This window comes from Vibrio sp. Isolate24 (assembly GCF_022398215.1).
Lineage (GTDB): Bacteria > Pseudomonadota > Gammaproteobacteria > Enterobacterales > Vibrionaceae > Vibrio > Vibrio coralliilyticus_A.
Genome location: NZ_JAKEUU010000001.1, coordinates 946,593 through 971,457, shown reverse-complemented (window position 1 = coordinate 971,457; position 24,865 = coordinate 946,593). Strand labels below are relative to the sequence as shown.

Below are 24,865 nucleotides of genomic sequence, written 5' to 3'. Positions count from 1 at the left end.
CGTGGTTAACTCTAAGAGAATAATGATTAATTCGGTGTGATTTTATAAATGTTTAATTCATGTGGCAATATATATAGTAAGAACCTTTCATATTATTTATTAATAATATTATGATGATATTTGTCTTTATTTATTTCGTGTGGTTATTAATGTTTTCGCTTTGATTTGTTGTATTTGTTCCAAATTGTAATATTTATTGTTTTGTCTTTTTATTTAAACAAAGCTTTAACAATTTATGTTTATTAATATTTGTCTATAGAGAGTTTGCTCTATTTTTTTTGATGGAAATAAAGGCAGTATTATGAGTCGTTGTACAACTACAGATAAAATATTCAATAAAAGTAAACAGACGCCGCTTTCTGAAGTGATGTCGAAAGCATTATCAAGACGTACTATGTTAAAAGGTACAGGAGGTGTTGCTGCTTTTGGCGCTATGAGTTCTTTTGGCCTGACTGGTTGTGATACTGATGAAACTACAGTGGAGGTATCTGAGCGAGTCAACTCATTGGGCTTTGAGTCAGTGAGTGCAAAATCGAAAGATGCCTTTACTGTGCCTGAAGGGTATTTTGCGCAGGTATTAGCTCCTTGGGGGACTCGATTATTCTCGGTTTCTTCTCATAATGATTTCATTCAACCATTTAAACAAGATGGAACAAATCGCGATATAGACCAGTTGCATTCTGTTGGGCAAATGCATGATGGTATGTATTATTTCCCACTGGATGATACTCAGGGTATTTTGTGTATGAACCATGAGTTTATAAACCAAAATACTTTACATGAAGATGATTTTGAATCTAACGATAGGGATTATTTGGGCCGTCGGCTTCCAAACTATGTCCGTAAAGAATATTACGCTCATGGCGTATCCGTGGTGCATATTAAGTTGGAGCAAAGTGTTTGGCAGGTAGTGATTGATAGCCCTTACAATCGTCGAATTCATTTATCTACTGAAATGGACGTCACTGGCGCGATTACTGAGGGTGACTTACTGACGACCAAATTCACTGTTGAAAACAATAAGTCGAACGTAACTCATGGGACTTACAATAATTGTGGTAATGGTTTTACTCCATGGGGTACTTATTTGACTTGTGAAGAAAACTGGCCTGGTCATTTTAAAATTACCTCTGAGCCAGACGATGTTCAAAAACGCTATGGCACGACAAGCGATAAAGCTTACGGAGACTGGGATTCTCCACCGCAGCAAGATGAGAATTTTACAGGTGAATTTAAGCGCTGGGATATTTCAGTCTTAGGAGCGAGCCCTGAAGAGGATTTTCGTAACTACGATAACGGCTTTGGTTATATTGTTGAAATTGATCCCTACTCTCCAAACGCTAAGCCAGCTAAGCGCTCCTCTCTAGGCCGATTCCGCCATGAAGATTGTACCTATGGTGTGCTTGAACCGGGTAAACCTGTCGTCTTCTACAGTGGGCATGATGGCCGATATGAGTACGTTTATAAGTTTGTATCGGATGCATTATGGGATGAGAGTGACGCGAGTGAAAACTTATCTGCCGGCGCAGATCGTATGGCGATTGGTGCCAAATATATGGATCATGGCACATTGTATGTTGCACGTTTTGATGAGCAGGGCAAAGGTGAGTGGTTACCGTTGACTGAAAACGCTATCGACCTTGATGGTAACCGCCTTGGAGATACCATTGGCAGCCAAGCAGCTATTATTCGCAATACGATTGGCGCAGCTGATGCGATGGGAGCTACGCCAATGGATCGCCCAGAATGGACTGCAGTGGACTACAAAACGGGGCTGGTTTATCTCGCGTTGACAAACAACACTGATCGCCACAATGGAGATGTGGATGCTGCTAACCCTCGTCCGAATAACGAATATGGTCATATTATTCGTTGGAAAGAAGGTGAAGTTGCGACAGAGTTTGAGTGGGAAATCTTTGCTTTTGGTTCTTCAGCTGAAGCTGATGCATCGAGTGTTAACTTGTCCGGCCTAACCGAGGAGAATGAGTTCTCCTCCGTTGATGGAATTAGCTTCGATCAGCGCGGGATTTTATGGCTTCAAACCGACTCTGGTGCCAAAGAGGAGATTGATGTCGATAATCAGATCTTAGCTGTGGCACCTGATGCTCTTTCTCATTCTGCTAATGGTGAGCCTGTCGTCAATGTAGGTAACCAAGAACACCTCAAACGCTTTGCAGTGGCACCAAAAGGGGCGGAATCAACAGGTATTACTTTCACACCGGATTTTCGTCATATGTTTACTAACGTTCAGCATCCATCGAACTGGCCACATGATGCATTGAATGCATCGGCGGAAACTCCTGATGACGGGCGAGCTTGGCGGCCTCGTTCAAGTACCGTTGTGATTTCACGTTACGATGGTGGGAAATTAGGAGTTTAGCTTCACTTATGGGGCAAGCGTGTGAGCTAGAGCATGTTTAGCCCATGATAATTCTGTGATACCACAGAACAAATGGAAAATCCCCTTAGTCTGGATGACTGAGGGGATTTTTATTTGGCTTTGTATGTTTATTTGAACATGTGTTTCGCGTGGAACATTAAGTGTTCATCAATAAAACTCGAAATAAAGTAATAGCTGTGATCATAGCCCGTTTGCATGCGCAGTTCTAAATCTGAACCGTGGATTTCTGCAGCGGCGATCAGAGCTTCAGGCTTTAGTTGTTCGATAAGAAAGTTATCGGCATCGCCTTGGTCGACCAGAATAGGTATCGGAGACGGTGCTCGCCTGAGAAGCTCGCTAGCGTCGTAATCCTTCCAGCTTTCAACGTTGTTCCCCAGATAAGCGCTAAAAGCCTTTTGACCCCATGGACATTGCATTGGGTTACTGATTGGACTAAAAGCTGAGATGGAGCTGAAGTGAGAAGCATTTTTCAAACCAATCGTTAGGGCACCATGCCCTCCCATACTATGACCAGAGATCGCTTTCACGCCTGAAACGGGGAAGCTTGATTCGATAAGGTCAGGCAGCTCTTGTGTGACGTAATCATACATATGATAGTGTTCAGACCAAGGTGCCTGAGTCGCGTTAAGGTAGAAACCTGCACCTTTACCTAAATCGTAACCTTCGTCATCAGAGACGCCTTCACCACGTGGGCTGGTGTCGGGAGCGACGATGGCAATTCCTAGTTCAGCGGCTTTTTTGAAGGCCCCAGCTTTCTGCATAAAGTTTTCGTCGGTGCAAGTGAGGCCGGAAAGCCAGTATAAAACAGGAACAGGGGAGGCTTTGTTTGCGTTAGGCGGCAAAAAAATGGCGAAACGCATAGTGCAGTTTAGGACTATGGAATCATGGATGTATTGCTTGTGCCAGCCACCTGCGACTTTGTTTTGGCTTATGTTGGATAAACTCATTGTTAGTCTCTCAGATAAAGCCGTCACACGATAAGATGCAGCGGCTTATTAACGGGTTAAACGGGCATTATTGATCCATATGTATCACAGTACGGATACTCTTACCTTCATGCATTAAATCAAACGCTTCGTTGACGGAGTTAAGGCCCATAGTGTGAGTGATGAACTCCTGAAGCCCAAACTCTCCTGCCATGTAGCGTTCAACAATTTCTGGGAGTTCAGAACGGCCTTTAACGCCACCAAAAGCACTGCCACGCCATACTCGACCAGTGACCAGTTGGAAAGGACGTGTAGAAATTTCCTGACCGGCTCCGGCCACGCCAATGATGACCGATTCCCCCCAGCCTTTGTGGCAACACTCCAATGCTTGACGCATGACATTAACGTTACCGATACACTCGAATGAGTAGTCGACGCCACCATCGGTCATCTCGATGATCACATCCTGAATGGGCTTATCGAGATTTTGCGGGTTGAGCACATCCGTTGCGCCTAGCTGTTGTGCCAGTTCAAACTTACTTTCGTTGATATCAATACCGATGATGCGGCTTGCACCTGCCATACGAGCACCAATAATTGCGGAAAGTCCAATCCCACCTAAGCCAAAGATTGCGACGGTATCCCCTTTTTCGACTTTTGCTGTGTTCAGTACTGCGCCCATCCCGGTCGTGACCCCACAACCAAGGAGACACACTTCCTCAAGAGGCGCTTGTTTGTTGACTTTCGCCAGTGAAATTTCCGGCAAAACCGTATACTCAGAGAAAGTTGAACACCCCATATAGTGAAAAATAGTTTCCCCATTGATGGAGAATCGGCTGGTGCCATCTGGCATCAGACCTTTACCTTGAGTTTCACGGACTGCTTGGCATAGGTTGGTTTTGCCTGAAGTACAGAATTTACATTCGCCACATTCCGCTGTGTATAATGGAATAACATGGTCACCAACTTCTACGCTTGTGACACCTTCGCCAACCATCTCGACGATGCCGCCACCTTCATGACCAAGAATAGCAGGGAAGATACCTTCAGGGTCTTCACCAGAAAGAGTAAAAGCGTCTGTATGACAAACCCCTGTCGCCACAATGCGAACCAGTACCTCGCCTTTCTTAGGCAGTTGTACATCAACTTCTTCCATTTTCAGAGGCTCACCAGCAGCCCAAGCCACAGCGGCTTTTGACTTGATAAACTCTTGACCCGGTTTGATATCTAATGCCATTGGATTTTCCTTTCTATGTAATTGTTTTTTGACGTTCTAAGCGTAGACGAGGAAGGTGTTTCTCGCTGTTCTACTTTGTTGGTCACCATTCTAGGTATTTCCTATGTAAAGATAATCCCTTTAAATTGAAAATGATTTTTACATTATTGTAATAATGGTAAGGTGTTATTTTAGGGTTAACAGGAGTGCATAATGGCTAATTGGGAGGGGGTGAGTGAGTTTGTCGCGGTCGTAGAAACACAGTCATTTACCGCAGCAGCTAAGAAGCTGGATACCTCTGTGGCTCAGATCAGTAGGCGGGTTGCTGCCTTGGAAGAAAGGTTAGCAGTCAAGTTACTTAACCGGACAACGAGAAAAGTCTCTGCCACTGAAGCAGGGCAAGTTTACTACCAGCAGTGTAAACACTTAGTTGAAGGGTTAGAGTTGGCAGAATTGGCCGTGACTCAAATGCAGTCAACCCCCAAAGGGTTACTCAAAATCACAGCTCCGGTGACCTATGGTGAAACACATTTAGCCCCACTTTTACTCGACTTTCTTGAGTCTTACCCTCTGGTTGATTTAGACCTTAACCTGACGAATCAAAGGATTGATCTCATTGAAATGGGTGTCGATGTCGCGATTCGATTAGGTCGCCTCGAGGATTCTAGCTTAGTGGCCAAGCGGTTATCTAGCCGTCAGCTTTATGTGTGCGGTAGCCCAGACTATTTAGCCCGCTATGGAGAGCCACATACGCTATCTGAGCTGGATAATCACCACTGCTTAGTTGGAACTATTGATTATTGGCGTTTCAAAGAAAATAAACGAGAAAAGTCACTGCGTGTCTCAGGTCGTATTCACTGCAATTCTGGGGCGGCATTATTGGATGCGGCAAAGCGCGGCTTAGGTTTAGTTCAGCTCCCCGATTATTACGTCAAGGAAGGGCTAGATTCTGGGGAAATAGTAGAAGTATTGTCTGACTATCGGGGTGACAGAGAAGGGATTTGGGCTTTATATCCTCAAAACCGAAACCTGTCACCCAAAGTACGTCTGTTGATTGATTTTCTGGCCGATAAATTAGGTGGGAGTACTAGGTTCTAAGTCAGCATCCTGAATCGACTGCTCAACCATTTCTGCGATCTCTTCGGCTTGTTCAGGAGCCGTTTCTGAAATGGCGTTGACCCACTCTTCAACCGATTCCGTGAGATTGCTGTCTTCACGGTCGGCGGGTCTCAAGTTGCTGTTGTTCTCTACCATATTTGCCACTAACTCCTGGCTGACTTCAACAAGCATATCTGGATCGTGTTCAGCCAGTGTTTCAATCACTTTGGTTGGTGTATCGTCCATGGATTCGGTAATCGCAGCTAATATAGACATTGCATTTTCAGGCTCTTTTTCAACCAGCCACTCTACGAGTGCTTCTATCTGATTATCGTCAGACTCAGCCAGACGTTTCGCAATGTCCACAGAGAGCTCAGGGTTGGTTAGCGTCATCGCTCTGAAAAGCAGAACGGTATCGATGCTCTCGATTTGCGCAGCACGCTCTGCGATCGACACTGCCCATTCAGGCTGCTTGTTAGCCAAACTGCGAATAAAGGTAATGGCATTTGAAGGGTGTGATGCCGCCAGTTCTTCGACTTGTTCCAAAGCTTCTTCTACATACAGAGAATATTCTTGATACTCAGTTCGAGGGTCCAGCTCACTGTGAATCGATGTCGGTGTATGCATCACGAAGCTTTCTTGGTCTTCGACTGGCAGAGCTTCACGCACTGACATGCGATAAATAGTAAAGATGATAAGGCCTAAGTCCACCATTATAAGAAAAGTGAACAAAGCACTATTCTCAAATTGAGCCATTAATACTGACACAGTGTAGGGGCCGACAATCGAACCAATCGCGTAAATGCAAAGTAAACCTGATAATACGGGGACTAGCTGGGCTTTCATTGCGCGGTCAAAGGTCTCGGAAATACTCAGCGGATACAAACAGGCGACAAGCCCCATCGTCATCGCAACCAAAAGCAATTGTGTTGTTGACCACTGCCAGTCAATGGATACGGGAAGTAGGAAACTGACTATAGCAAGTACAAAACAGCTTCCAAGTATGACTTTGCGTCGTTCAAATCGATCAGATAAATAGCCCATTGGCAGTTGTAATAAGATACCGCCAGCGGTAGCCGCTCCCATGAAAACAGAAAGCTGAAAGCCAGTAATACCTACGCCATCAGCGTATATGGGTAACATGTTGGCAATGGTGGAATACAAAACGCCACAAGTGAAACACGTAACAAACCCCAAGGGAGAGAGAACGTAAATCGACTTGAGTGGGATGGAATCGGATTGTTCGATCTGAGGCTCGAATTGAGAAATGAAAACCACAGGTGTTACCGAGATACTGAATAAAACGCCACACAAAATAAACAAGGTGGTTTCACTGGGTGGTGCAATGGCAAGGCCAAACTGACCTAAAGTGATAGCACTGAGAATGACAACCTGATTAACGGCAAGGATTTTCCCTCGATTGGACTCAGTTGACACGCTGTTAAACCAAGTGTCAAGAGTAGTCATCGCGCAGGCGATACAAAAGCCCATAATGGAACGCATAATCACCCATATCCAGACTTCGTAATTAAGCCCCATAATCAGAATGGCGCTGGCTCCTAAGCTACCACACATGGCGAACGTTCTTACCAAACCAATGTTGCGTAGAATACGTTTGCCAAGAATTGCCCCCAAAAGAAAACCAACGGAGTACATGGAAAGAACGAAACCCATCGATTGAACACTGATGTTACTTTCGGAAAGGGAGACAGGAAGTAAGATGCCACTCAGGCCATGACTGCTCATCAATAGGAACGAACTGATGAAGAGAAGGGTTAGTGGTCGTAGTGCTGCTGTAATAGTCATAACCTTTGATTTAAAAGCAAAAGAGCGTCACTTTCAAGGGGGGCCAAAGGATTCGTTTCTGTTTGGTTGATCAAATATTCATAGACTGCACTTGAGTTTTCTTATATCACCCAGCTTAATTATCATGCCCAATAACATTGACAATCGCCTGTCTCGCTTCTGACATTGAGACACGATTGCCTCATTATCTTATTGCGCAATGAGATGGGTTCCTACTAGACGAAAAGGTGCAGATGAAACTCAAAATTATGGCTTTTTTTATTGCCACTGTTATTTGCCAACCTAGCGTATTTGCGGCAGAAGAAAATGCGCAAGAGATAAATAGCCAGACGGTTTATATCGATAAAAGTGATGACTGGGTAAAGCTAAAATCGGGTGAGGTGCTAAAAGGTGAGCTGACTGGGACAGTAAAGAAGGAATCGAACTCATACGATCAGGAAATTGAGTTTGACAGCGATGACCTTGGCGATCAAGAAATTGAGCTTGAAGATGTTTCGGTTTTGGAGACGGCAAGCTTTTTCACTATTCGAACCGCTAGTGGGGATATCTATGATGGTTACCTCTCAATTCGTGATAATAAACTGTATTTGAAAAAGGGCGATCAGGAGTTTTCTTTTCCTGTTAATCAGGTTGTTTCTATCTATCGTGGTGCAGAGAAGGATTCAGATTATTGGACGGCAGATCTGTTTCTTGGATTGGACATTAGCAAAGGTAATACGGAAGAGTTCTCTTTGTTAGGCGAGGTTGAAGCAGAGCGCAATACGGTTGAGTCAAGAACGAAACTCAGTGCTCGCCATGAGGTGTCAGAGTCAAATAATGAGAAGACGGCACAGAAGAGCCAATTTAATGGATCTTACGATATTTACCTCAACAACAGATTGTTTTTCAGGCCAGTAAAACTGTCCGTTCTCAGCGATGAATTTCAGAACTTGGATTATCAGGTGAATGCTTCAATGCAGGTTGGTTACTTTTTCGTGGCGGATTCAGATGCTGAGTGGGATGTGTCAATTGGTCCCGGTATGCAGTACAGCGAATTTTCGACGGTAGAAGCCGGTGAGGAAGACAGTGCCAGCAGTACGATTTTAACCTTGGAATCCAACTTTGAGTACGAGCTGACAAAGGATATCGACTTTAGTCATACTTACAATCTTGACTGGGCGAGTGATGACGCCGGTGGAATGCGACATAAGAACGACCTTGGTTTTGACATTGATCTTGTTGGGGATTTGGAGTTCAGTATTAAAGCTATCTGGGAACATGTTTCACAAACTAAAGCTGACTCGGACGGTGTCGTACCCGAGAAAGATGACTACAAAATTAACTTCGGTTTGAGTTACGAGCTTTGAACAAACCAAAAAGCGAAGCACAGAGGCTTCGCTTTTTGATTACTGGTTTTCGTCAGCATCTTGTCGTTTTATCACCTTGTGGCCGTCTTCTGAAACGCCTTGTTTCCAATAACTACTGATATAGATATTTTCTCGTCCGACTTCCTTTTCATTGCGGAAATACTGTCTCAGTTGACGCATTGAATCAAACTCACAAGCACACCAAATAGACGCCATCCCCTCTAACCAAGTTAGCTTTCGAACCTGATCTACTAAAGATTGTGATGCATTAAGCCAGATGACTTCAACGTTTTTGGGAGCGTCAACGGGTTGAATATCCTCTTCAGATTCTACTTGAATAACGGCATAACCTTTCGCTTGTTCAGGTAGGCTTCTCACTTTAACGCTTAAAGCGGGCAGCGCCGTCATATCTGCCACCATAAAGAACCAATCAGCTTGTAAATTCATCGTCGAAATAGAACCCGGTCCTGCGATGGAAATGGTGTCGCCAACCTTAGCACCCATTGCCCAGCGAGCGGCAAAGCCACATTGTAAATCCTGCGTGATATGGCGCACAAAGTCGACTTCAATTGCACATGCTTTTGGATCAAACTGACGAATCGTGTAAGTGCGCATGACAGGCCGTTCCGTCTCAGTCAGTTGGCTTAAATCCGTACTGCCTTCTTGATTAAACAAAAGCTTGATATAGCCGCCTTCACATTCGTTTGGAAAATCGGCAAGCCCAGAGCCTTGTAGTGTAATTCGCTGCATGTTAGGGGTAACGGACTCTGTCGATTGAACAATTAGCGTCTTTGCTGATGGCTTTTTCATATTTCTACTCGATAATTATTCTCTTTCGCATTTAGAGTAACAGTTATTTCATCAGTGAGACAGCAAATTTACAGTGTTAAAGCATTGGTACTGTTGAGCCAACCAGCAGTAAAGCCATGAGCAGGTTGAAGCTCCTCACTCTGATGTTGTTTGTTAACCATCGCTGCAGCTCACGTCCAGCAAGAATCCAGAAGCTGCCAGAAGGAAAGTTTGCAAATAGAAACGTACACGCGATGATCGAGAGTTCAAGCCAGCCACCGCCATTGCTGTACAAGGTCACAGAGCTCAGGGCCATTGACCATCCTTTGGGGTTTACCCATTGGAAGCTCGCAGCACCGATAAATGTCATTGGTTTGAAGTCTTCGACATCTTTTGCTTTACCACTACAGGCAATTTTTATCGCGAGATAGCCCAAGTAAGCCAGGCTGATATATTTTAGTACTGTATGAGTAACAGGATAGGTTTCAAATATACCTGTTAGACCAATGCCAACCAGCATGACCATAAAAGCAAAGCCAAAAGCGACTCCTGTCATATGAGGTAGGGTTCGTTTGTAGCCGACGTTAGCTCCTGACGTCATCAGCATGATGTTGTTTGGTCCAGGGGTGAAGGTCGAGACAAAGGCAAAAAGCACCAGTGCGCCAAGTTGTTCCATTTCCATGATGGGCTCCTGTAATTGTTAGAAAGCAAGATTGTTGCGTTGGGTGTTTTGTCTGACCGGTCAACTTCTATATTATGTGGATTAAGGCGCAATTTTGTGTTTTTATTCGAATTTTAAGGCGATGTTGCACAATTTAGGGGCGTTATGGATAAGTTTGACGAAAGAATATTGCATGAACTCAAAATGGACGGACGAATCTCTAATGTTGAGCTCTCTGAGCGCATTGGTTTGTCTCCCTCTGCAACTTTGCGCCGGGTTCAGGAATTAGAAAAGCAAGGTGTGATAAAAGGTTATCGCGCAGTACTGGATAGCAGCCAATTAGGTGTGGGCTTTGCCGCTTATGTGTCTATCGGTCTGTCGAGTCACAGCAAGCAAGCACAACTTGAATTTGAAGAACACGTCAGATTTGTTGATGAAGTCGTTGAATGCCACAACATCACAGGTGCAAATGAGTATCTACTTAGAGTGGAAACAAAAGATCTTCCAAGCTACAAAAAGATTCATGCAGATGTACTTGGGGAGTGCCGTCAAGTCAACTCTATCACCACTATGGTGGTCATGGACTCACCTAAGGATGAACGGTAAAGCCTTCCGTCAGTAACAAGTTCATAAAGGGTATAGCAAGATAAATCAGACTAATGGATGAAAAGATGCCTCTGTGAGTGTCTTTTTTCTTTAGAATACATTAGAATCCGCTCTTGGTTCATTGAGAGGTTCATCTGTATTTGTTCCTAAAAGTGTACCGAGCTGAATAAATCTTCACTTTTTCTTCATGTAACTATCTGCTACATAAAGAAAATAAAACAAATCAAGTGTTGCTTGGTGTGCAACACCACTGTAAAGGACAGTTAAATGCCTATTATTACTCTTCCTGACGGCAGTCAGCGTCAATTTGACAACCCAGTTTCTACTCTAGACGTCGCTCAATCTATCGGTCCGGGTCTTGCGAAAGCGACCATTGCTGGTCGTGTTAACGGCAACCGAGTTGATGCGTGTGATTTGATTGAAGACGATGCAAGTCTTGAGATCATTACAGTAAAAGATGAAGTAGATGGTCTTGAAATCGTTCGTCACTCATGTGCACACCTATTGGGTCATGCGATTAAACAGTTATACCCAGAAGCAAAAATGGCGATTGGCCCGACCATCGACAACGGCTTCTACTACGATATCGACCTAGAGTACTCTTTGACGCAAGAAGATCTTGAAAAGATCGAAAAGCGCATGAAAGAGCTGGCGAAGACCAAATACCAAGTTATCAAGAAAAAGGTAAGCTGGCAGGAAGCACGCGATGCGTTTGAAGCTCGCGGTGAAACGTACAAGATTGAAATCCTTGACGAAAATGTATCTCGTGACGATCGTCCAGGCTTGTACCATCATGAAGAATATATCGATATGTGTCGTGGTCCTCACGTACCACATATGGGTTTCTGTCAGCACTTCACGCTACTGAACGTAGCGGGTGCTTACTGGCGTGGTAACAGCGATAACAAGATGCTTCAGCGTATCTACGGTACTGCATTCCACGACAAAAAAGCGTTGAAGGCGCACCTAACTCGTTTAGAAGAAGCGGCGAAGCGTGACCACCGTAAGATCGGTAAACAGCTAGACCTATTCCACATGCAGCAAGAAGCACCGGGTATGGTGTTCTGGCATCATAATGGTTGGTCTATTTTCCGTGATCTTGAAGTATTCGTCCGTGAGAAACTGACCGAATACGGTTACCAAGAAGTTAAAGGTCCGCTTATCATGGATCGCGTTCTATGGGAGCGTTCAGGTCACTGGGACAAATACGCAGAAGCGATGTTCACAACATCTTCGGAGAACCGTGAGTACGCATTGAAACCAATGAACTGTCCGGGCCACGTACAGATCTTCAACCAAGGTCTGAAGTCTTACCGCGATTTGCCGTTACGTATGGCGGAGTTTGGTTCTTGTCACCGTAACGAACCTTCTGGTGCACTACACGGTATTATGCGTGTGCGTGGTTTCACTCAGGATGATGCACACATCTTCTGTACTGAAAGCCAAATTCAGGACGAAGTTACGGGTTGTATCAAAATGGTCTATGATACATACCAAACTTTTGGTTTCGACAACATCGTCGTGAAACTGTCGACACGTCCTGAAAAGCGTGTAGGTTCAGATGAGATCTGGGATCAGTCAGAAGAAGCGCTAAAGCAGTCTCTGGAGTCGATGGATATTCCATACGAAATCCAAGAGGGCGAAGGGGCATTCTACGGGCCTAAGATTGAATTTACACTGCACGACTGTTTAGACCGTGCATGGCAGTGCGGTACGGTTCAGCTAGACTTCAACCTACCAGGCCGTTTAGGTGCGACTTACGTGGATGAAAACAACGAACGTCAAGTTCCTGTTATGATTCACCGTGCGATCCTAGGTTCACTAGAACGATTCATCGGTATTCTGATTGAAGAATACTTCGGTTTCTTCCCGACTTGGCTATCTCCGGAGCAAGCAGTAATTATGAATATTACTGATAAGCAATCGGATTATGCTCAGGAAGTGGCCCAAAAACTACAAAAATGTGGAATTAGAGCTAAAGCAGACTTGAGAAATGAGAAGATTGGCTTTAAAATCCGCGAACATACTTTGAAGCGTGTGCCGTATATGCTGGTTTGTGGCGACCAAGAAATGGAAGCTGGAGAGATTGCAGTACGTACTCGTAAAGGCAAGGATCTCGGTAAGTTTAAAGTGGATGACTTTATCTCATACATCCAAGACGAGATTTCAAGCCGTAAGCTCAATCTGGAGGAATAAACTATTAAAGGCGGAAGACGCGGCCAAGTACCGGCCAAACAAAATGCTCATCGTTTAAACGGTGAAATTCGTGGCGTTCGTGAAGTTCGTTTAACTGGCGCTGATGGTGAATCAGTTGGCGTTGTTTCAATTCAAGAAGCAGTTGCAGCAGCTGAAGAAGCGGGTATGGATCTGGTAGAAATCAGTCCAAACGCTGAGCCACCAGTATGTCGTGTAATGGACTACGGTAAATTCCTCTTTGAGAAGAGCAAGTCTGCTAAAGAGCAGAAGAAGAAGCAAAAACAGGTTCAGATTAAGGAAGTAAAATTCCGTCCTGGAACTGATATTGGAGACTATCAGGTAAAACTACGCAACCTGACGCGTTTCCTTGAAGAAGGCAACAAAGTGAAGGTAACAATTCGCTTCCGTGGCCGAGAAATGGCACACCAAGAGATCGGTGTTGACGTTCTAAATCGTCTTAAGGAAGACACTGTTGATTTAGCAGTAGTGGAATCTTTCCCTAAGAAGATCGAAGGTCGTCAGATGATCATGGTGCTTGCCCCTAAAAAGAAGTAATTAACGGCTTACAAGTAATTAAACCCTGCCGTTTTTAAACGGCGGGGTTTTATTCGCCCTAATTACATGTTTATTAAACTACTACAATGCGGAGTTATTCATCATGCCTAAGATGAAAACCAACAAAGGTGCTGCTAAGCGTTTCAAGAAAACTGCTGGTGGTATTAAGTTCAAGCACGCTACTAAACGTCACATCCTGACTAAGCGTACTACTAAGAACAAGCGTCAACTACGTCCAAACGCAATCCTTCCTAAGTGTGAAGTGGCTGCAGTTGTTCGTATGATGCCATACGCTTAATTCTTTTTAGTTTATTTATCGTTTAGTTTAGGAGAAGCATAATGCCTCGCGTAAAACGTGGTGTACAAGCTCGTGCACGTCATAAGAAAGTTCTAAAACAAGCTAAAGGTTACTACGGTGCACGTTCACGTGTTTACCGCGTAGCTTTCCAAGCAGTTACTAAAGCTGGTCAATACGCTTACCGTGACCGTCGCAACAAGAAACGTCAATTCCGTCAACTATGGATTGCACGTATCAACGCGGCATCTCGTCAGAATGGTCTATCTTACAGCCGTTTCATCAACGGTCTTAAGAAAGCATCTATCGAGATCGACCGTAAGATCCTTGCTGATATCGCGGTATTCGACAAATCTGCATTTGCAGTTTTAGTTGAAAAAGCGAAAGCTGCTCTTTAATTAGAGTTAGTTATTAGGATTAAGAAAAGGAGAGCTTCGGCTCTCCTTTTTTGTTTCTGCCACTCCCACATTTCATTCAAGACGACCATATTGGTCAAATGTTTCATTCCGTTCAGTACTTTTCTGCTGCCAATATATTGGATAGCAAGTCACAAATCGCACGATTAATCTGACTTAACGATTAGACATTGCTGTGACTGTGCTCCACCTATGCGTAATCGAGCATAATTGAGATTAAAATACACTCTAGATATGGGTTAAGAGCAAGGGACGTCGTGCACGATTATATTATTGTTGGTGGGGGCATAGTGGGGGCGTCTACTGCATGGCAACTAAAACAAAAATACCCAGCTAAACGAATACTTCTTCTAGAGAAAGAAGCCGACTTTGCGCAGCATCAGACGGGTCACAATAGTGGTGTGATTCATGCTGGCGTTTACTATCAGCCCGGAAGTCTTAAAGCGGACTTTTGTAAGCGTGGCGTGCAGGCCACCATGAACTTCTGTCGGCGTCACGGTATCGACGTAGAAAACTGCGGGAAGCTCATTGTCGCAACGACAGACGATGAATTAGAGAGAATGCAGGCGCTTTTCGAACGTTGCCAGCAAAACGAAATTGACGTTGAATTGCTTGACCAAGCTCAACTGAAATTGGCAGAGCCGAACATTACGGGCTTAGGAGCTATCTACGTTAAACAGACAAGCATTGTCGATTACAAAAAAGTTGCTAAATGCATGGTTGAAGAATTCACGGCCTCTGGTGGTTTGATTGGGTTGAGAACGAGAGTCGTAGCTGCGCAAGAGCTTGAAGAAGAGATTCAGCTTACTTGCGTCGCAGATGGGCAAACAATGCAGCTTAATACCCGACATTTGATCACTTGCAGTGGTTTAATGGCAGATAGAATGACGAGAATGTTGGGGATTAAAACTGATTTTCAAATCATTCCTTATCGGGGCGAGTACTATCAATTGCCTGAGAAGCACAATCAAATCGTGAATCATCTGATTTACCCAGTCCCTGATCCTGAGTTACCGTTTCTCGGCGTACATCTTACTCGAATGATCGATGGTAGCGTGACAGTTGGTCCCAATGCGGTGCAAGGCTGGAAGAGAGAAGGGTATTCGAGGTTTAACTTCAGCTTACGTGATACATTACAAATGCTGCTGTTTAAAGGCTTTTGGCGTGTCTCAGCGAAGCATTTAAAAACTGGGCTGGAAGAGTTAAAAAACTCATGGTGGAAGCCGGGCTATCTCAAATTAGTCAATAAATACTGCCATGTAGTGGCATTGGAAGATTTACAGCCCTATCCTGCGGGTGTACGTGCCCAAGCAGTGCTAGAGGATGGTACGCTTGTTCATGACTTCTTGTTTTCTGAGAGTGCTCGAAGCCTTCATGTGTGTAATGCTCCTAGCCCAGCAGCGACCTCAGCGATTCCTATTGGAGAATACATCTGTAAGAAGATAGAAGAAAAATTTGAATGACTTCTGCTGTGAAGCCTTAATGTGAGTCTTTGAAAAGCTTTCGGGTCACACAATACTGTTTCATCTGATCCAATTTTCTAGCGAGTCTTTCTTTATAGATATGGCATGTTGTTGCCGCTTTTGACCATACCTACTTGATGAGCCATTGACGCTTCATGAGCATTTAACTTTTGTTATTTAAAGGAATTTCAGGGCTCTATTGTTCAAATACAAATTCTGGTATTTAATTTGCTGGTAATGTAACCAGCTCACACTCTGTTCACGTGAGAGCTACAATTATAATGTGTAGGGCAGAGGAATGGACAATGAAACAATGGGGATTACTGATAGCAATCTGTTTTGCCTTAACGGGTTGTAGTACCAAGTTTGTTTATAACAACATGGATTGGTTATTGGTTGAGTATCTGGAAGACTTCGTAGAGCTCAATGACGAGCAGGAAGAATTAGTGAGTGAGAAAATCGAGTTGCTCAGTGATTGGCACAGAAGAGAGGAAATCCCGAATTATATAGAGCATCTCGACCAGTTGATCGCGCTTGATCCTAAATCCTTTACAGAGGAAGACCTCAAAACCCAAGAGAAGCTATTTCAAGAGCACACGAAAAGACTCGTTGGCCAAATCGCTCCGGAAGTATTTGCTTTAGCTCGAGAGCTATCAGATGAACAGGCTGAGGAGTTAATGGATAATATACGTGTTCGTCATACCCGTTATAAAAAGAAATATCAGACGCTATCTGAAGATGAAATCCGAGCAAACTATCAAGACAAGATCACGGAGAACTTTGATGATTGGTTAGGCTCGCTGACATCTGAACAAGAACATATGATTGAAGAATGGGCAGATCAGCTTGTGGTTACTTCTTATGATTGGATTGATCACCAAACGAAAATGCGTATAGAAATGAATACGCTGCTGACTAATCGTATGCAGACGGGATATTTTCAACCACACTTCCAGCAATTGATGTTTAATCCTGCCAGCTTTTATTCAGCCGAGTTAGAAGAAAAAATAGACTACAACAAAGCAATAGCGGATAAGTATTTGGTTAAAATCATTAACTCTGTCACCAACAGGCAAACCGCGCATTACCGTCAAGAATTACGTGATTGGCGAAATATCGCAATGGATATTCAGTAGTAGAAAGTTTGTTTTTAAGGGCATCAAAGGGGCAAAATATTTGCCCCTTTAAGTTTACCTTGATGCTGAATATCGCTACATTGGATTAATAATTCTCAACTTAATCAAAAAGATGGAATGGATTCTATTGTTTGTTGCCGGGGTGCTTGGCGGCATTCTAAACAGTGTCGCGGGCGGAGGGAGTTTCATCACTTTTCCGAGTTTGTTGTTTGTGGGCGTTTCCCCTATTGTCGCCAATGCAACGAACACATTCGCTGTTTGTGCCGGGTATGTGAGTGGGGCTTATGGGTTTAGGCAGGACATAGGTAAAGACCCTAAAATCATATCCTTTACAGTGATCCTGAGTCTAATTGGTGGAGCGTTAGGCGCTTATCTTCTATTGAGCATTTCGGAGTCTTTGTTTCTTGAAGCCATTCCTTGGTTATTATTGGTTGCCACATTGCTCTTTCTATTTGGTTATAAGGTTAGTGAGTGGTCAGGAAAAATCGCTCAAGGTGTTTGTTTGCATCCAATGTGGTCAATTGTGGCGCTGGGGGCATGCCTAATCTTGGTCTCAGCTTATGGTGGATTTTTTAATGCTGGTTTAGGGGTGATCGTGTTGAGTTATCTGGTATTAGCGGGATACAAAGACATCAATCAGATGAACGGCCTTAAGCTTCTTATCTCTTCCTGTGTGTCTCTGACCGCCATTTTAGTTTTTGTTATTGATGATTCCATTGACTGGTCGCGTGGGGGTACCGTTATGCTCGGGACGCTTTTAGGTGGATATATTGCTGCTCGGGTATCGCGTAATGTACCTCAACACTACATTAAAGGTTTCATAGCGTTATCGAGTATCGTGATGACCGTGTATTTCTTCTGTGACATTTACCTAATATGAGTAATGTTCAGCTTATATTTGTGCAGATTCCCGTTGATGTATGTTGCCCTAAATGAGGATGTTGTAAATCACATAGTGAGAGTCTTTGATAACTATTTAGGTTAATTTTTGTCCGTTAATGCCACAATGACTGTGTAGAAAAAGCGCGCTCTACCTACCTCACCTTTTCCCTTCCCTTTCTCTTGGTAGGAGGAGTTATGGACAGAAAACTAGGTCGTGTGATGTCAGGCAGCAGAATGGTAACATTTATTGCTTTTCTGGCGGCAACCTTTGCCTGGATTTTGAAGATGCCAGCTTTGTTCACCGTTTCAGTGGTAGCGTTGATCGCCAGTGGCATGTTGTATTGGAATGACAAACGTAAAGAAAGCGACAAACACGAAGAAGCCTGACAGTAAAAGAGCGCCCTAGGGCGCTCTTTATGTTTAGAAGAAACCCAGTGGGTTAACGTCGTAGCTAATAAGTAAGTTTTTGGTGTTCTGGTAGTGATCCAGCATCATCTTATGCGTTTCACGGCCAATACCTGACTTCTTATAACCACCGAAGGCAGCGTGTGCTGGGTAGGCGTGGTAACAGTTCACCCAAATACGACCCGCTTCTATGTTGCGACCCATGCGGTAGGCTAGATTGGCATCTCGCGTCCAGACACCTGCGCCTAAGCCATATTCGGTATCGTTCGCAATGGCCAGTGCTTCGGCTTCATCCTTAAACTTAGTAATGGCGATGACTGGGCCAAATATTTCTTCCTGGAAGACACGCATCTTATTGTTGCCTTCAAGAAGCGTTGGCTGAATGTAGTAACCCGATTCGATATCGTCTTTTTGCTGAGCGACTTCACCACCGAACACAACTTTCGCGCCTTCTTGGCGGCCTATCTCTAGATAGCTCAGGATCTTGTCAAATTGTTCCTGAGAAGCTTGTGCACCTACCTGAGTGTCAGTATCGAGCGGGTTACCTTGCTGGATGCTCTTCGCGCGTTCTGCCACTTTGGCGATGAACTTGTCGTACACAGACTCATGCACCAACACGCGTGAAGGGCAGGTACAGACTTCACCTTGGTTGAAGAAGGCCAATAGCGTACCTTCGATACATTTCTCCAAGTACTCGTCTTCATGGTCGAAGATGTCCGGGAAATAGATGTTAGGCGACTTACCGCCCAGTTCCACTGTCGAAGGAATTAGGTTATCGGCTGCACATTTAAGAATGTGGTTACCGACTTGAGTCGAGCCTGTAAAAGCGATCTTGGCGATACGGTTACTGGTGGCTAGTGCTTGACCCGCTTCACTACCAAATCCGTTGACGACGTTTACCACGCCTGCTGGAATCAGATCGCCGATCTTTTCCATCAAAAGCAAGATAGAAGTTGGGGTCTGCTCAGCCGGTTTCAAAATCACACAACAACCTGCCGCGAGCGCTGGAGCCAGTTTCCATGCTGCCATCAACATAGGAAAGTTCCATGGAATGATCTGGCCGACAACACCAATAGGTTCAGGGAAATGGTAGCTCGCAGTATTCACATCAAGCTCGGCTGCGCTGCCTTCTTGAGCGCGGATACAGCCCGCAAAATAGCGGAAATGGTCGACAACAAGAGGAAGATCTGCTGCAAGGGTTTCACGCACTGGTTTGCCGTTTTCCCATGTTTCTGCCACGGCAAGCTCTTCAAGGTGCTGCTCAATGCGATCGGCAATCTTGAGGAGAATATTGGAACGCTCTGTGACGCTCGTGGCTGCCCAGCTCGCTCTGACATTGTGAGCCGCATCAAGTGCCAGGTTGATGTCTGCCTCACCTGAACGAGCCACCTTACAGTAAGCTTGCCCATTGACTGGTGAAGTGTTGTCAAAGTATTCGCCAGATACGGGTTTCACCCATTCTCCACCAATATAGTTGTCGTAATGGGTTTTGAAGTTAACCACAGAATCCTGACTGCCTGGTTGTGCGTAAATCATAGAAATATCCTTATTATTTTCTCGTTCAAGTTATGTTTGAAGCTGTCACTAACAGGTGAACACTTCAGTTACCATTCACCTAACTAACGCAAATCACAGACCAATTGTTAAAAACTTGTTGTGACTTTGTTCTGGCGCTAGAGTGTTCAAGGCTTAGACTGTGTTGTTTTAAACGCATGGAGATGGAATTGAGTGTTAACAAAATGTTCACCTGTTCCAAAATGGCACACCCCAAATGCTCAAGAGTGGAACAGGTATGGAACTACAAACCCATCAACCAGACAGCTGGCTCATGTCCTCATGGCAGAGAAGTACTAATGCGGGCCTCAAACAGGTAAAGAAACCTGAAGACATTAACGTGTCCAACGCATTGCTCAAAGAGCGACGTTATAAGGCTCAAGGCGTGATTGAAGCTGTGGAGCAGTGCGCTTTGCCTTTGTTTAATCAAGTTCTTTCTCGAACAGATAGCCGGTTGATTTTGACGGATGATGAAGGGGTCATTCTTGCGAGTTGGGGGCAGGAAAGATTCCGAGAAAAGTTGATGTCGATAGCGCTGGATTCAGGCAGTTGCTGGCAGGAAAGGCTGAAAGGGACGAATGCGATTGGAACGGCACTGTTCGAAAAGAAAGCAGTGTCTATTATTGGTGAGCAGCACTTTATCAAACAGCATCGTTTCATTAGTTGCTCAGCGAGCCCGCTCTTTAACCATCATGGTGAACTGGTTGGCATTCTCGATATTACTAGTGAACAAAGCAAACATGATGTGACTACGCAGCTGTTGGTCCAGAACATGGTGCAGCTGATTGAAAACTACCTGTTGACGCAAATCCCTGAGGGAGTATTGCAAATCAACCTTGCGCACAATGAGTCAGTTTTGAAGAGTGGTTGGCAAGGCATAGTGATTGCTGATGAAAATGGTCAGGTAGTGGCACACAATCAGGTTGCCACTCAACTTATCCCTAAGGCAGCACTTGTCGGAGAGCATGTCGAGAGCCTTCTCAAGCAGCCAGAGCAGAGCGCGCAGTTCGTCTTTGAAAAACGGACCTTAGGCCAGAAGCCGGTCCAGAAAAAATGGCTCAGCGTATCGAGTGAGCTTCACTATGGTGATCACCAAGTTGAACAGGCGTGGCAACAGGCAAATAAAGTACTGGGTTGTGATATTAGTTTGTTAATTCTCGGAGAAACAGGGGTAGGTAAAGGCGAATTCGTCAAAGCGCTACACAAACACAGTGCTCGATGTAAACAGCCGCTTGTCACCGTTAATTGTGGGGCACTACCTAAAGATTTGATTGAATCTGAGCTATTTGGTCATGCGTCTGGAGCGTTCACCGGGGCGAGTAAGCACGGCTATTCAGGGCGGGTGAGACAGGCGGATAAAGGTATCTTATTTCTGGATGAAATCGGGGAAATGCCGCTTGATGCGCAGTGCCGTTTGCTATCTGTCCTGCAAGACAAAGTGGTTATGCCTGTGGGTTCGGCTCAATCCTATCAAGTGAACATTCAGGTGATTGCCGCAACGCATCAGGATTTAAACCAACTGGTCGCTCAGGGACGCTTTAGGCAGGATCTCTATTATCGATTGAATGGCTTAGTTATTACTTTACCTTCACTGTATCAGCGCGAGGACAAAGCCGCCTTGATTCGGGCAATTCACGCAAAACACCAACAAGACTCTCAGCAAATCTCGGCGTCGCTAATGCAGTTATTGCTCAATTATCGTTGGCCAGGCAATTTGAGAGAGTTGGATAACCTTCTCAAAGTCACCAGCTTGATTGCTAGCGATGTAGAAGAAATCAGTATTGAGCATGTGCCTACTCACTTTGCCCAGCCATTGTTAGAAAACACTCCGGTGCAAAGTGAAGTGGTAGAACAGGATTTGAAATCAACGCTTAATAGCACATTGATCGATACCTACCATGCGCACAATGGTAATGTCAGCAAGGTGTCCCGAGTGCTGGGAATCAGCCGGAACACCGTTTACCGAAAGCTCAAAGCATTGGGGTTGATCAAAACTAAATGATGGTCTGGTGTGAAATCTCGGGATGATAAAGCGGTTGAATGACGTGACCTTCCGGATCGCGGCAATGGAAGCTTCTCGCACCATCGCTGTGATCATGAGGCGCGTCGAGCAGTGTGACTCCTTTCTCTTGCATGAACTCATACCAATGATGGAGCTCATCTTTACTTCTAACAATAAAGCCAAAGTGATCGACGCTGATGGGCGAGCATACCCGTTGTGAGTGGGCGCGACCAAGTGAGAGGTTATCGCAGCCGTTAGTCAGGTAAACCAGATTATCACTTGCTCGTCTCAACACTGACATGCCCATGATATCAGTATAAAAAGCCTCGCACTCTTCGAATTTCTGAACCACTAAAGCAATATGTTTCATGCCATTAAATGGAGCAGGTCTGTCCATAATTACACTTCCTTGTATTTTATTTTGAATTGAATTGTATACAATAAGGAGGTTGTTTTGCAATGATGATGAACATTATCAAGGAAGGTAACTAATTATGTACTGCATAATCGTCTCCAATCGAGTAAAAAAAGGTAGGGAAGAAGACTACATCACTATCATGAATGAAAACGCCAAAGCGTCCTGTCAGAATGAATTGGGTTGTGTACAATTTGACGTAATCAGAGATCTTAACGACCCGCAGCTCTTCCATCTGTACGAGATTTATCAAAGCCAAGAAGCTTTGGCTGAACATAAACAAACTGAGCACTATCTGGCAAGTCGAGTTCAGTTAGCTGATATAGTGGTTGAACAGTCAGTCATTCGTGCGGATGTCGTAGCAACAAACTCAAAATAACAATCAAAAGGAAACAATGTGATGATTTGGAAAGTCTATCTTAGCGGTGAAATTCATACCGATTGGCGCGAGCGTATTGTGGAAGGTGCTCAGAAGTTAGATCTGAATATTGAATTCTATTCTGCGAATACCGATCACGACTCCAGCGATGCAGCGGGTGACGTACTCAGAGAGAATGAATCAGGCTTTTGGCGTGACCACCAATCGTCCAAAGTCAACGCCATTCGAACGTCTACTCTTATCAAACAGTGTGACATTGGCGTGGTGCGCTTTGGTGATAAATATCGCCAGTGGAATGCCGCATTTGATGCAGGCATGTTAGCGGCACTTGATAAGCCGTATATAACGCTTCACGATGAGTCTTTGATTCACCCGCTTAAAGAGGTCGATGCTGCGGCAATGGCGTGGGCGGAATCACCAGAACATGTTGTTGAGCTTCTAAAATACGTCACGAGCCAAAAATAAAAAAAGAGCGCCACAACGGCGCTCTTTTTACTGAAACCTAGCCTTTACAGTCCGCCTTGTTGCTGCGCCTGTTTTACTAATGCCTGACGTTGAGCTTCCTTAGTTTTTACCACTTCACTTTCCTTTTTCGCTTTAGCTTCTTCAATAGAAGGAACAAAGACAAAGTACTTATTAATAGTCATTTCAAGAACCTCAATTTAGATTGTTATAAACCATCCAGGTTAAGCAATTCACCAATGTCGTTGTGTAAACTCACACGACTCCTTGTTGTAGGTTTCAAAAAATAGAGGATGCGAGCTAGGCTAACATCCTCCATAACGTCTTAATTGTAGTAGGAGTTTCGGGTATTACAAAATACCGTACTAATCCCCTTTAAGCTGAACTATACGTCGTAAGTAGTAGATGCAGTGTCGCCGCCTGTTCCTGTCCAGTTGGTGTGGAAGAACTCGCCACGTGGACGATCAGTACGCTCATAAGTGTGAGCACCGAAGTAGTCACGTTGAGCTTGAAGTAGGTTCGCTGGCAGACGCGCTGTAGTGTAACCATCTAGGAACGACAGTGCAGAGATAGTACAAGGCATTGGGATACCTGCTTCTAGCGACTTAGCTGCAACCTTACGCCATGCGCTTAGGCTGTTTTGCAGGATGCCTTTGAAGTAGTCATCTGAACCTAGGAACGCGATGTCTGGGTTTGCTTCGTACGCATCACGGATATTACCTAGGAATGCAGAGCGGATGATACATCCACCACGCCACATTAGCGCTACGTTACCGTAGTTTAGGTCCCAACCATTCTCGTTAGATGCTTCGCGCATTAGCATGAAGCCTTGAGCGTAAGAGATGATCTTAGAAGCCAGTAGAGCTTGGCGAAGTGCACCAACCCACTCTTGCTTATCACCTTCAACTGGCGTGATTGTCTTGCCGAATAGAGATTCCGCTTCAACACGTTGATCTTTTAGTGCAGATAGGCAACGAGAGAATACAGACTCAGAGATTAGCGTCAGTGGAATACCTAGGTCTAGCGCGTTGATACCTGTCCATTTACCTGTACCTTTTTGGCCGGCAGTGTCTAGGATCTTCTCTACTAGTGGTTCACCGTCTTCATCTTTGTAGCCAAGAATGTCCGCTGTGATTTCAACAAGGTAGCTGTCTAGCTCAGTCTTGTTCCAGTCAGCGAATACTGCCTGCATTTCGTCTGCAGACATACCAAGGCCATCTTTCATGAACTGGTACGCTTCAGTGATCAGCTGCATGTCGCCGTATTCGATGCCGTTGTGAACCATCTTAACGAAGTGGCCAGCACCGTCGTTACCAACCCAGTCACAACAAGGTTCGCCAGCGTCAGTTTTTGCAGAGATACCTTGGAAGATAGGCTTAACCGCTTCCCAAGCTTCAGCTGCGCCACCTGGCATGATAGAAGGACCAAAACGAGCACCTTCTTCACCACCAGAAACACCCGTACCGATGAAGTGGATGCCTTTCTCACGAAGAGCAGCAACACGACGGTTTGTGTCTGGGTAGTTAGTGTTACCACCATCAATGATGATGTCGCCTTTGTCTAGCAGAGGGACAAGTGCTTCGATGAACTTGTCAACGACGTCGCCCGCGCGAACCATTAGCATCACTTTACGTGGCGCTTCTAGCTTCTCAACTAGCTCTTCCAGAGAGTAAGCACCAACGATGTTAGTGCCTTTTGCTGGGCCTTCTAGGAATTCGTCTACTTTCGCAGCAGTACGGTTGTGAGCAACCACTTTAAAGCCGTGATCGTTCATGTTCAGGATAAGGTTTTGACCCATTACCGCTAGGCCAATTACACCGATATCACCTTTCATTATTTCTCTCCAATTTCTCTAA

24 protein-coding genes are annotated in these 24,865 nt (G+C 44.7%); 15 read left to right on the top strand and 9 right to left on the bottom strand.

What is annotated here, in order from left to right; genetic code table 11:
- Nucleotides 1-301 precede the first annotated feature (301 nt).
- The gene (locus tag L1D23_RS04290; protein WP_239864420.1) at nucleotides 302-2,380 is read left to right on the top strand and encodes a PhoX family phosphatase; all 2,079 of its coding nucleotides are present in this window, start codon (nucleotides 302-304) and stop codon (nucleotides 2,378-2,380) included.
- A 128-nt stretch (nucleotides 2,381-2,508) separates the two neighbouring features.
- Here the strand turns inward: L1D23_RS04290 and fghA are convergent, their stop codons facing one another.
- Both fghA and L1D23_RS04280 read right to left on the bottom strand, forming a co-directional pair.
- Nucleotides 2,509-3,348, bottom strand: a complete 840-nt coding sequence (gene fghA / locus L1D23_RS04285) for an S-formylglutathione hydrolase (protein WP_239864418.1) — start codon at nucleotides 3,346-3,348, stop codon at nucleotides 2,509-2,511.
- Between the two features lie 67 nt (nucleotides 3,349-3,415).
- On the bottom strand, nucleotides 3,416-4,564 hold the full coding sequence (locus L1D23_RS04280; RefSeq protein WP_239864416.1) for an S-(hydroxymethyl)glutathione dehydrogenase/class III alcohol dehydrogenase: 1,149 nt from the start codon (nucleotides 4,562-4,564) through the stop codon (nucleotides 3,416-3,418).
- Between the two features lie 192 nt (nucleotides 4,565-4,756).
- Here L1D23_RS04280 and L1D23_RS04275 point away from each other — a divergent pair, with 192 nt between their 5' ends.
- Nucleotides 4,757-5,641 carry a LysR family transcriptional regulator gene (locus L1D23_RS04275; RefSeq protein WP_239864414.1) on the top strand — a complete coding sequence of 295 codons (885 nt, stop codon included), beginning with the start codon at nucleotides 4,757-4,759 and terminating at the stop codon, nucleotides 5,639-5,641.
- On the opposite strand, the gene L1D23_RS04270 is transcribed toward L1D23_RS04275, so the two are convergent.
- Nucleotides 5,618-7,447, bottom strand: coding sequence for an MFS transporter (locus L1D23_RS04270; RefSeq protein WP_239836081.1), 1,830 nt, complete (start codon nucleotides 7,445-7,447; stop codon nucleotides 5,618-5,620). The genes L1D23_RS04275 and L1D23_RS04270 overlap by 24 nt on opposite strands.
- A 233-nt stretch (nucleotides 7,448-7,680) precedes the next feature.
- Between L1D23_RS04270 and L1D23_RS04265 the strand changes: the two genes are divergently transcribed.
- A complete protein-coding gene (locus L1D23_RS04265; protein ID WP_239864412.1) occupies nucleotides 7,681-8,793 on the top strand; it encodes a DUF481 domain-containing protein in 1,113 nt (370 codons plus the stop codon).
- A 39-nt stretch (nucleotides 8,794-8,832) separates the two neighbouring features.
- Here L1D23_RS04265 and L1D23_RS04260 read toward each other — a convergent pair whose 3' ends face one another.
- Together L1D23_RS04260 and L1D23_RS04255 are read right to left on the bottom strand one after the other, a co-directional pair.
- Entirely contained in the window at nucleotides 8,833-9,603 is a 771-nt protein-coding gene (locus L1D23_RS04260; RefSeq protein ID WP_239864410.1) for a siderophore-interacting protein, read from the bottom strand.
- A gap of 76 nt (nucleotides 9,604-9,679) precedes the next feature.
- Complete coding sequence (locus L1D23_RS04255; RefSeq protein WP_239864408.1) at nucleotides 9,680-10,264, bottom strand: LysE family translocator; 585 nt, start codon at nucleotides 10,262-10,264, stop codon at nucleotides 9,680-9,682.
- 144 nt (nucleotides 10,265-10,408) lie between these two features.
- On the opposite strand from L1D23_RS04255, the gene L1D23_RS04250 reads away from it, so the two are divergent.
- From L1D23_RS04250 to L1D23_RS04210, 9 genes are all read left to right on the top strand, one after another.
- The gene (locus tag L1D23_RS04250; protein WP_239836085.1) at nucleotides 10,409-10,849 is read left to right on the top strand and encodes an Lrp/AsnC family transcriptional regulator; all 441 of its coding nucleotides are present in this window, start codon (nucleotides 10,409-10,411) and stop codon (nucleotides 10,847-10,849) included.
- A gap of 267 nt (nucleotides 10,850-11,116) precedes the next feature.
- Nucleotides 11,117-13,045, top strand: a complete 1,929-nt coding sequence (gene thrS, locus L1D23_RS04245; RefSeq protein WP_239864406.1) for a threonine--tRNA ligase — start codon at nucleotides 11,117-11,119, stop codon at nucleotides 13,043-13,045.
- A gap of 3 nt (nucleotides 13,046-13,048) precedes the next feature.
- Complete coding sequence (infC, locus tag L1D23_RS04240) at nucleotides 13,049-13,600, top strand: translation initiation factor IF-3 (protein WP_071881323.1); 552 nt, start codon at nucleotides 13,049-13,051, stop codon at nucleotides 13,598-13,600.
- A 103-nt stretch (nucleotides 13,601-13,703) separates the two neighbouring features.
- Nucleotides 13,704-13,898, top strand: a complete 195-nt coding sequence (gene rpmI, locus L1D23_RS04235; protein WP_019275792.1) for a 50S ribosomal protein L35 — start codon at nucleotides 13,704-13,706, stop codon at nucleotides 13,896-13,898.
- A 41-nt stretch (nucleotides 13,899-13,939) separates the two neighbouring features.
- Complete coding sequence (gene rplT / locus L1D23_RS04230) at nucleotides 13,940-14,293, top strand: 50S ribosomal protein L20 (protein ID WP_021019837.1); 354 nt, start codon at nucleotides 13,940-13,942, stop codon at nucleotides 14,291-14,293.
- Between the two features lie 275 nt (nucleotides 14,294-14,568).
- On the top strand, nucleotides 14,569-15,774 hold the full coding sequence (gene lhgO / locus L1D23_RS04225) for an L-2-hydroxyglutarate oxidase (protein WP_239864404.1): 1,206 nt from the start codon (nucleotides 14,569-14,571) through the stop codon (nucleotides 15,772-15,774).
- A gap of 305 nt (nucleotides 15,775-16,079) precedes the next feature.
- Entirely contained in the window at nucleotides 16,080-16,910 is an 831-nt protein-coding gene (locus tag L1D23_RS04220) for a DUF6279 family lipoprotein (RefSeq protein ID WP_239864402.1), read from the top strand.
- A 112-nt stretch (nucleotides 16,911-17,022) separates the two neighbouring features.
- Nucleotides 17,023-17,790 (top strand): sulfite exporter TauE/SafE family protein, encoded by a 768-nt coding sequence (locus L1D23_RS04215; protein WP_239864400.1) that lies wholly within the window; start codon nucleotides 17,023-17,025, stop codon nucleotides 17,788-17,790.
- Between the two features lie 197 nt (nucleotides 17,791-17,987).
- On the top strand, nucleotides 17,988-18,179 hold the full coding sequence (locus L1D23_RS04210) for a hypothetical protein (protein WP_006961283.1): 192 nt from the start codon (nucleotides 17,988-17,990) through the stop codon (nucleotides 18,177-18,179).
- 33 nt (nucleotides 18,180-18,212) lie between these two features.
- Here the strand turns inward: L1D23_RS04210 and L1D23_RS04205 are convergent, their stop codons facing one another.
- Nucleotides 18,213-19,733, bottom strand: coding sequence for an aldehyde dehydrogenase family protein (locus L1D23_RS04205; RefSeq protein ID WP_239864398.1), 1,521 nt, complete (start codon nucleotides 19,731-19,733; stop codon nucleotides 18,213-18,215).
- A 256-nt stretch (nucleotides 19,734-19,989) separates the two neighbouring features.
- On the opposite strand from L1D23_RS04205, the gene L1D23_RS04200 reads away from it, so the two are divergent.
- Nucleotides 19,990-21,753: a sigma-54-dependent Fis family transcriptional regulator gene (locus L1D23_RS04200; RefSeq protein WP_239864395.1), complete on the top strand. Its 1,764-nt coding sequence runs from the start codon at nucleotides 19,990-19,992 to the stop codon at nucleotides 21,751-21,753.
- Here L1D23_RS04200 and L1D23_RS04195 read toward each other — a convergent pair.
- Complete coding sequence (locus L1D23_RS04195) at nucleotides 21,746-22,150, bottom strand: VOC family protein (protein ID WP_239864393.1); 405 nt, start codon at nucleotides 22,148-22,150, stop codon at nucleotides 21,746-21,748. The genes L1D23_RS04200 and L1D23_RS04195 overlap by 8 nt on opposite strands.
- A 97-nt stretch (nucleotides 22,151-22,247) precedes the next feature.
- On the opposite strand from L1D23_RS04195, the gene L1D23_RS04190 reads away from it, so the two are divergent.
- Together L1D23_RS04190 and L1D23_RS04185 are read left to right on the top strand one after the other, a co-directional pair.
- On the top strand, nucleotides 22,248-22,547 hold the full coding sequence (locus L1D23_RS04190; RefSeq protein ID WP_006961279.1) for a putative quinol monooxygenase: 300 nt from the start codon (nucleotides 22,248-22,250) through the stop codon (nucleotides 22,545-22,547).
- Nucleotides 22,548-22,568: 21 nt separating this feature from the next.
- Nucleotides 22,569-23,012, top strand: a complete 444-nt coding sequence (locus tag L1D23_RS04185; RefSeq protein WP_019275802.1) for a YtoQ family protein — start codon at nucleotides 22,569-22,571, stop codon at nucleotides 23,010-23,012.
- Nucleotides 23,013-23,056: 44 nt separating this feature from the next.
- Here L1D23_RS04185 and L1D23_RS04180 read toward each other — a convergent pair whose 3' ends face one another.
- The gene (locus tag L1D23_RS04180; RefSeq protein WP_006961277.1) at nucleotides 23,057-23,194 is read right to left on the bottom strand and encodes a hypothetical protein; all 138 of its coding nucleotides are present in this window, start codon (nucleotides 23,192-23,194) and stop codon (nucleotides 23,057-23,059) included.
- Nucleotides 23,195-23,394: 200 nt separating this feature from the next.
- Entirely contained in the window at nucleotides 23,395-24,843 is a 1,449-nt protein-coding gene (gene gnd, locus L1D23_RS04175) for a decarboxylating NADP(+)-dependent phosphogluconate dehydrogenase (protein WP_239864391.1), read from the bottom strand.
- Nucleotides 24,844-24,865: the final 22 nt, after the last annotated feature.